6 protein-coding genes and 1 pseudogene are annotated in these 7,695 nt (G+C 69.6%); 2 read left to right on the top strand and 5 right to left on the bottom strand.

Annotation, left to right across the window (positions count from 1 at the left end; genetic code table 11):
- The 5 genes and pseudogenes from ACWF94_RS27095 to ACWF94_RS27075 all read right to left on the bottom strand — a co-directional run.
- Positions 1 to 247 (bottom strand): annotated as a pseudogene (locus ACWF94_RS27095) (hypothetical protein); the annotation flags it as partial.
- Positions 244 to 792, bottom strand: coding sequence for a TadE/TadG family type IV pilus assembly protein (locus ACWF94_RS27090; protein ID WP_453493761.1), 549 nt, complete (start codon positions 790 to 792; stop codon positions 244 to 246). The pseudogene ACWF94_RS27095 and the gene ACWF94_RS27090, both read right to left, overlap by 4 nt.
- Positions 793 to 817: 25 nt before the next feature.
- Positions 818 to 2,065 carry an AAA family ATPase gene (locus ACWF94_RS27085; protein ID WP_453493758.1) on the bottom strand — a complete coding sequence of 416 codons (1,248 nt, stop codon included), beginning with the start codon at positions 2,063 to 2,065 and terminating at the stop codon, positions 818 to 820.
- Between the two features lie 7 nt (positions 2,066 to 2,072).
- Positions 2,073 to 2,786: a Flp pilus assembly protein CpaB gene (cpaB, locus tag ACWF94_RS27080; RefSeq protein ID WP_453493755.1), complete on the bottom strand. Its 714-nt coding sequence runs from the start codon at positions 2,784 to 2,786 to the stop codon at positions 2,073 to 2,075.
- A gap of 238 nt (positions 2,787 to 3,024) precedes the next feature.
- Positions 3,025 to 3,903 carry a hypothetical protein gene (locus ACWF94_RS27075; RefSeq protein ID WP_453493752.1) on the bottom strand — a complete coding sequence of 293 codons (879 nt, stop codon included), beginning with the start codon at positions 3,901 to 3,903 and terminating at the stop codon, positions 3,025 to 3,027.
- A 398-nt stretch (positions 3,904 to 4,301) separates the two neighbouring features.
- On the opposite strand from ACWF94_RS27075, the gene ACWF94_RS27070 reads away from it, so the two are divergent.
- Positions 4,302 to 6,011, top strand: coding sequence for a chitinase (locus ACWF94_RS27070; RefSeq protein ID WP_453493749.1), 1,710 nt, complete (start codon positions 4,302 to 4,304; stop codon positions 6,009 to 6,011).
- Between the two features lie 308 nt (positions 6,012 to 6,319).
- A partial coding sequence (locus tag ACWF94_RS27065; RefSeq protein WP_453493747.1) for a M14 family metallopeptidase occupies positions 6,320 to 7,695 on the top strand: 1,376 nt, incomplete at its 3' end.

The following is a 7,695-nucleotide window of genomic DNA, read 5'->3' as shown; positions in this document are numbered from 1 at the left end:
CAAGACCGAGCTGGATCGCGGCGAGCGCGACGAAGAGCAGCAGGGTGATCACACCCGCGTACTCGATCGCGGCCTGACCCCGGTCCGCGCGGCGCCTCGCGGCGGCGGGGTGCGTGTCCGGGTCCGGCCGGTCGGCGCACCGTCCCGTCCCGGGCCCCAGGAGGTCGCCTTCGGCGCGGGCGGTGCGGGCGGTGCGCGCGGCCGGATGCCCGGCCGCTGACCGGCCGAGGGCGGAGGTCCGACTCATTCCGGGCCCCCCGTGCTCTTGTCCTCCACCGGGACGGCGGCGCGGCCGTCGACCGTGAGGGAGAAGCTGACCCCGGGGAAGAGCACCGGGACGGGGACGCTCACCTCCGCCTCGTACAGATCGCCGTCCCTTCCGCAACCGAAGCTCCCTCCCTGCCAGGCTGCCGGGAGGTCCTCAAGGGCCGCGGCCTGGCAGGCCCCGTCCCCGCCGACCGCGCCCGCCCGTGCTCCCCGGTCCGCCGCGTGGCCCGCGAGCGAGAAGGTGTAGCCGGTCAGCGCGGCCTGCCAGAGCAGCACCAGGGTCGCCAGGATGACCGGGACGGTGCCGGTGAACTCGATGGCGGCCTGCCCCCGGTCGTCCAGCGCGCGAGGGCGTCGCCGGGCGACCGCACCGGGGGTACGGACAGCGGCTCGGCCGGACGTACGGCCGCCGGCCCGCCGGTCCTCGCACGGCCGTGCGCGGCGCGAGCCCGCACCCGCACGAACACGCGCACCCGCGTCCGTACCTGTACCCGCATCCGTATCCGTATCCGTCCGCGTACTCATCGCACCCCGCACCCCCTCCGCGCCGTCATCGCGACCGCGCCCGCCGGACAGCGATCGCACCCCGGTCCCCCCGGAACCTGCTCCTGTGCTGCTCGCCCTCCTTCTCGCGTACGAGCCCCAGCTCGCCCGCGAGGGTCCACAGGGCCTGCTTCACCGTCGACTTGGCTTCCAGGTCCTGCATCCGGCCCGCGTCCACGACGGGCTGGAGTTCCTTGAAGTTCGCGGGGACGGAGGTGCGCGAGACCCGGGTGCCGGTGATCCGCTCGACCAGGGGTGGCTGGATCTCGGTGGTGCGGGTGTGCCGGTTGACGACGGTGACCGTCTCCTCGGCCTTGCGGATCTGGAGCCGGTCCCACATCCGGACCATGCGCTTGGCCGCGCGTACGGAGACGACGTCCGGGGTGGTGACCAGCAGGGTGGTGTCGGCCATCTCGATGGCGGCGGCGTTGGCGCTGTTCAGCTGCGTACCGCAGTCGATGACGACGATCTCGTACCGGCTGCGCAGAGCGCTGACGATCTGGCGTACGGCCCGGTCGCTGACGTCCTCGCCGCGCTCGCCCTCCCCCGGCGCGAGGAGCAGGCCGATACCGCTGGGGTGGGCGAAGAGCGCGTCCTGGAGCACGCGCGGGGATATGTCCTGGATACCGGCGAGGTCGACGATCGAACGCCGGAACTGGACATCGAGATACGAGGCGACGTCCCCGGACTGAAGATCGAGGTCGGCGAGGGCCACCGTGTGCCCGGACGCCTGGGACGCCAGCGCCAGCTGTACGGCGGTGACGGTCGTGCCGACCCCGCCCTTGGCGCCGCTGACGGTGACGACGGTGCCCCCGGGGCCGGAGAAGACGTCCCCGCCGTGGCCCAGATGGCGCCGGACCCCGACGGCCCAGCCCGCGGCGGTCTGGACGCGCTGGGCCAGTTCGTCGTACGACAGGGGCAGTCCGACGAGGCCGCGGGCGCCGGAGTCCATGGCGGCCGAGTAGAGGCCGGGGCCGGTGTCCAGGGTCACCAGGACGACACCGACGGCGGGGAAGCGGAGCGCAACCTCCCGGATCAGTTCGAGCGCGGGGACCGGGCCGATCCGTTCATGGACGAGGACGACCTCGGGGAGTTCGTCGAGCGATTCGGCCGCCAGCCTGGCCAGCAGATCGAGCAGCGAGGTCGAGTCACCTACCGGTGGGGCCGGTTCCGCTTCCGGGAGCTGGCTCAGCAGGGTGGTGATGGACCGGGCCGCGTCGGGTTCGCCGACGGCCGGGAGGATGCGTGTGGTCATACAGCCCTCACCTGTTCTTGTCTTCATCGAGGGTGTAGGTGCTGTCGCCAGGACGCAATGCGGCGGGGCTCCCCTTCGCAAGAAGGGCGAGTCGCACATTCTCGGCGAAGGACTCCGCGTAGGCGACGCGCTGGGCGTCCGTGGTGTTCAGGGCGAAGGTGATCGGCACCGCCTCGCGGCGGCCCACGGCGCGGTCGCCGCCCTTGGCTTCGAGAGGGGTGAGCCGGCCGACGTCGATGACCTTGGCGTTGGGAACGATGATCCGGGACTGGTCGGCGTCGCCCTTGTCCTTGCCCTCGAAGGTGGCGAAGATATTGACCAGATCACCCGGGGTGATCTTCCCCGCGACACCGGTCGCGGCGTCGATCATGATGGCGATCTCCTGTTCACCTGCGGCCAGTTCGGGGCGCTTGACGATCATGTCGTCCTGGAGCAGCGATCCCTTGCGCAGTTGGGTGACGGCAATCTTCCCGGTGACCACGGAGACATCGGTGACGGCATTCCGGGAGAGCCACCGCTTGGGGATATCGACCTTTTCGAACTGGTCCGGCCGCAGCGCCGTATAGGGCGCCACATCCGTCTTCAGCCGGTACGCCTTGACCTCAGGCCCGACCTTGGAATTCACATCATTGATCACGGATATCACGCCGACGAACGCACCCAGGGCGCAGAGGGCCGAGAGAAGAATAAGCAGAACGCCGCGGCGTTGGCGTGAATTCATGAGCTGGACAACCTCGTTCGCAGAGTGCGCGGACTTCGCAGACAGGGACTGGCAGACAGGAACCGACGGAGCGGGCGGTGCGTGACGTGCGTAAGGTGCGGTGGGACGCGCGGCTTCGTGCGGGGGATCGCTGCCTCATGACCCGCGTGAGGTGGTGCACAAGGGTTCACGAGACATGGTGCACAAGGGTTCGGGGGACATGGTGCACGAGGGTTCGGGGGACATGGTGCACGAGGGTTCAGAACCCGCGGTGCGCGGGTGTTCCATGGTTCGGTACGCCGGATTCCCGGCCCCGGTTCCCGGCCGGGGCGAGCGGCGCGGAACAGAAGCCGCAGCGGTCACCGATCAGTTCAATTCCGCACCAGGTGCACACCTCTCTCCGTACGGACGAAACGAGCTGGTAGAGAATGGAGATATCGGGCAGGAAGGCGGCGAACTCCACCAGCTTGGGGGTGCCCCACCAGGCCGGGGAATCGGCGGGCAGTTCCGCCTCCTCCAGGCTCTGGGTCCGCCAGGCCGGAACCAGTTCCCGGCCGACCCAGTCGGATGGCGACTGGCCCTGTGCCACCACGAGCCGGGTGGCGAATTCCGGTCCGGCGAGCCGTCCGGTCCCGACTCTGATCAACTCGGGCTTCGGATGGGCGAGTACCGCGAACTGCGAGCCCGGAACCCATGATTTCGCGTGGGTCTTCAGACTCACCGGCACCCGGTCCAGCCGGGTCACGGAATTGAGCAGGGCGCCCGCGTAGACGTAGTGGGAGAGCAGCCGAGCAGCGGAGGCGATGATTCCGGGGCCGAAGTCGCAGATCGAGAGCTGTCTGAGCTGGCGTACGAGTACGGCGACACCCAGCGGCGGCAGATCGAGCTTCAGCAGAGCGAGCCGACTGCTCTCCAGCGCCGACCGGACGGTGTGCAGCCGCCGTTCATGGGCGGGCGGAATGGACGCGGGATAGAGGGCGACCACATATCCGTGCTGCTCCAGCAGCGCGCTCATCTCGGCGAGGGCGGTGTCCAGCGGCTGGGCGTCCGGCGGCGGGAGCAGAGCGGCCGATGGTGTGTGCTGGTCCATCGGAGGCAGCACCAGATCTGCGCTGGTGACAGCTATTGCGGTCGGCACGCTGGTTCCCCGTTCGGCTCCGGCCGCCGGGGGACCCGTGACCGCAGGTACGTACTGCTCGCTGCTACTGCATCTGCACTTTATCCGCGACGTCCGGGCCAGAGAACACCTTTCGGCACCCAGAGCCGCGCCCTGTGCACGCTCCGCACAGGGCAGGCGCGGCGCAGGCGGAGAACAGCCAAGGGACAGAGCGGCGGAAAGGGTGATGTTCTCCCCCGTATCCGGGGGCGGGGCGCCACGCGGCCTACGCCCTGGTATGGCCAAAAATGATGGACCATCCGAATCGACCAATCAGCGTGAAAGGGCTTGACAACCCGATTGGTCTGGACCAGTTTTACGCCCAGCGGTGGCCACCGTCTCGACCCCTCCTCCCCCCAACCCCCCACTGGAGGCAGCAAGTGGACCGCACCACACGCTCGCGCAGATGGCTCGGCGGAGCCCTGGCACTGGCCGTCGGGGCCGGAGTCTCCATCGTGGGCATCGCGGGAACCGCCCAGGCGGCCGATGTCAATGTCGCGAAGAACGCCGGTTTTGAGTCGGGTCTGTCCAACTGGACCTGCTCCGGAGGCAGTGGCGCAAACGTCTCCACCCCCGTCCGCAGCGGCGCTTCCGCCCTGAAGGCGACCCCGGCCGGTATGGACAACGCCAAGTGCACCCAGACCGTGGCCGTGAAACCCAACTCGCAGTACAGCCTGAGCGCCTGGGTGCAGGGCGGCTACGCCTACCTCGGCGCGAGCGGCACCGGCACCACGGACGTCTCCACCTGGACACCCGGCGGCGGCACCGGCTGGACGCAGCTTTCCACCAGCTTCCGGACCGGCGCGAGCACCACGTCGGTCACCGTCTACACCCATGGGTGGTACGGCACTTCCGCATATCACGTCGATGACGTGAATGTCTTTGGACCCGACGGGGGAGGCGGCCAGGACCCCGACCCCGTCGTGCCGCCCACCCCCGCCGGGCTCGCGGCCGGCGAAACGACCACGACGTCCGTCGCGCTGAACTGGGGCGCCGCGGCCGGTGCGACCGGCTACAACGTCTACCGCGACGGCGTCAAGGTCCAGGCGGCGACCGGCACCTCGGCGACCGTGACCGGGCTGACCGCCGACACCGCGTACTCCTTCCAGGTCACCGCGACGAACAGCGCCGGTGAGTCGGCCAAGTCCGCGGCGCTCAGCGCCCGTACCGCGAAGGACGGCGGCGGCCCGGGACCCGGCAACCCGACGGTGCCCAAGCACGCGGTGACCGGCTACTGGCAGAACTTCAACAACGGCGCGACCGTGCAGAAGCTCCGCGACGTACAGGCGGCGTACGACATCATCGCGGTCGCCTTCGCCGACTCGACCACCACACCCGGTGAGATCACCTTCAACCTGAGCCCGGCGCTCGGCTACGCCAACGCCGCCGAGTTCAAGTCGGACGTCGCCGCGAAGAAGGCCGCGGGCAAGTCGGTCATCATCTCGGTCGGCGGCGAGCTGGGCAATGTCACGGTCAACAGCGACGCGTCCGCCACGGCGTTCGCCAACAGCACCTACGCCCTGATGCAGGAGTACGGCTTCAACGGGGTCGACATCGACCTGGAGCACGGCATCAACTCCACCTACATGGCGAAGGCGCTGCGGCAGCTCTCGGCGAAGGCGGGCCCGAACATGGTGCTCACCATGGCCCCGCAGACGCTCGACATGCAGTCGACGGCGACCGAGTACTTCAAGCTGGCGCTGAACGTGAAGGACATCCTCACGGTCGTCAACACCCAGTACTACAACAGCGGCGCCATGCTCGGCTGCGACGGCAAGGTCTACTCGCAGGGCTCGGCCGACTTCCTCACCGCACTGGCCTGCATCATGCTGGAGGGCGGCCTCGACGCCTCCCAGGTGGGCCTCGGAGTCCCGGCATCTCCCCGGGGCGCGGGCAGCGGCTACATCTCCCCGTCCATCGTGAACAACGCGCTGGACTGCCTCGCGAAGGGCACCAACTGCGGCACCTTCAAGCCCGCACGGACCTACCCGAACCTGCGCGGTGCGATGACCTGGTCCATCAACTGGGACGCGCATGCCGGGAACGCCTGGTCGAACGCGGTCGGACCGCATGTGAAGGGTCTGCCGTAGCCACCAGCACCAGCGGCTGACGGCCGCCGGGCCCGGCGCGGCAGGGCGGCAGGCCGCCCGCAGGACCTGTCGTACGCACCATCCAACCCCACGCCACGGTCGTACGACGTAAACAGCAGCGTCACCGAATCCGGTGACGCTGCTGTGCGTTTCCCGGGCGGGGCGGGCGGGCCGAGGAGGGCGTCCGGAGTCCGGACACCGGGAACCAACTATTGACCGTTGCATGTCAGGGCTGCAGGATGTGCGCACACCCGCACCACCCGTGTCGCACCTGAGCAACCCCCCACGCTCCCCATCCAGGAGACAGCATGCGACTTCGTATCCGCGGCATACGCGGCGGTGGCCGGACGGCCGCCACGCTGAGCGCCCTGATGGCGCTCGCGGTCGCGGCGCCGTTCACCGCGAGCGCCGCACCACCGCCCGGCCCGAACGGCCCGCAGGCCGCCAACCAGGCCACCCCTGACGCCTCTGCCGCCTCTGCGGAGGAACAGACCAGGCAGTACGAGATCGACGGCCCGGCCACCGCCGCCGCCCGTAACGCGATCGCCGCCACCGGTGTCTCGATCGACGAGGCGGACGCCCGCTCGGTCGTCGTCAGCGCCGACGCGGCCCAGGCGAAGCGGCTGCGGGCGCAGGGCCACCGGCTCAGCGCCCTGCCCGGCCCGCCGGCCAGGAACGGGGGCGCGGCGGTCCGGCCGTTCGACTTCCCATCGGCCGACTCGCGCTATCACAACTACGCCGAGATGACGACGGCGATCAATCAGCGGATCGCCGCCAACCCGGCCATCATGAGCAAGCGCGTCATCGGCCGCAGCCACCAGGGCCGGGAGATCATCGCGATCAAGGTCAGCGACAATGTCGCCACCGACGAGAACGAGCCCGAGGTCCTGTTCACCGCGCACCAGCACGCGCGAGAGCATCTGACCGTCGAGATGGCGCTGTATCTGCTGCGCGAACTGGCCGAGGACTACGGCACCGACCCCCGGATCACCAACGCCGTCAACGGCCGCGAGATCTGGATCGTGCCGGACGTCAACCCGGACGGCGGCGAGTACGACATCGCCACCGGCACCTACCGGAGCTGGCGCAAGAACCGTCAGCCCAACACGGGCTCCACGGCCGTCGGCACCGACCTCAACCGCAACTGGAACCACCGCTGGGGCTGCTGCGGCGGCTCATCCGGCTCCACCCGCTCCGACACCTACCGGGGCCGCGCCGCCGAGTCCGCGCCCGAGGTGAAGGTCGTCGCCGACTTCGTCCGCGGCCGGGTCGTCGGCGGCAAACAGCAGATCAGGACCGGCATCGACTTCCACACCTACAGCGAGCTGGTGCTCTGGCCGTACGGCTACACCACCGCCGACACCGCGCCCGGCATGACCCAGGACGACCGCGACGCGTTCGCGGCCGTCGGGCAGAAGATGGCCGCCAGCAATGGCTACACCGCCGAGCAGGCGAGCGATCTCTACATCACGGACGGCTCGATCGACGACTGGCTGTGGGGCAACCAGCGGATCTTCGGCTACACCTTCGAGCTGTTCCCCAAGTCCGCGGGCGGTGGCGGCTTCTACCCGCCGGACGAGGTGATCGAGCGCGAGACCAGCCGCAACCGGGACGCCGTACTCCAGCTCCTGGAGAACTCGGACTGTATGTACCGGTCCATCGGGAAGGCACAGCAGTACTGCGC

This window comes from Streptomyces sp. NPDC055078 (assembly GCF_053607985.1).
This window is presented reverse-complemented; position numbering and strand designations above follow the sequence as displayed.

Coding starts and splice junctions, on each gene's coding strand:
- ACWF94_RS27085 (WP_453493758.1), bottom strand. CDS start 2,065: ATGACCACACGCATCCTCCCGGCCGTCGGCGAACCCGACGCGGCCCGG.
- cpaB (WP_453493755.1), bottom strand. CDS start 2,786: ATGAATTCACGCCAACGCCGCGGCGTTCTGCTTATTCTTCTCTCGGCC.
- ACWF94_RS27090 (WP_453493761.1), bottom strand. CDS start 792: ATGAGTACGCGGACGGATACGGATACGGATGCGGGTACAGGTACGGAC.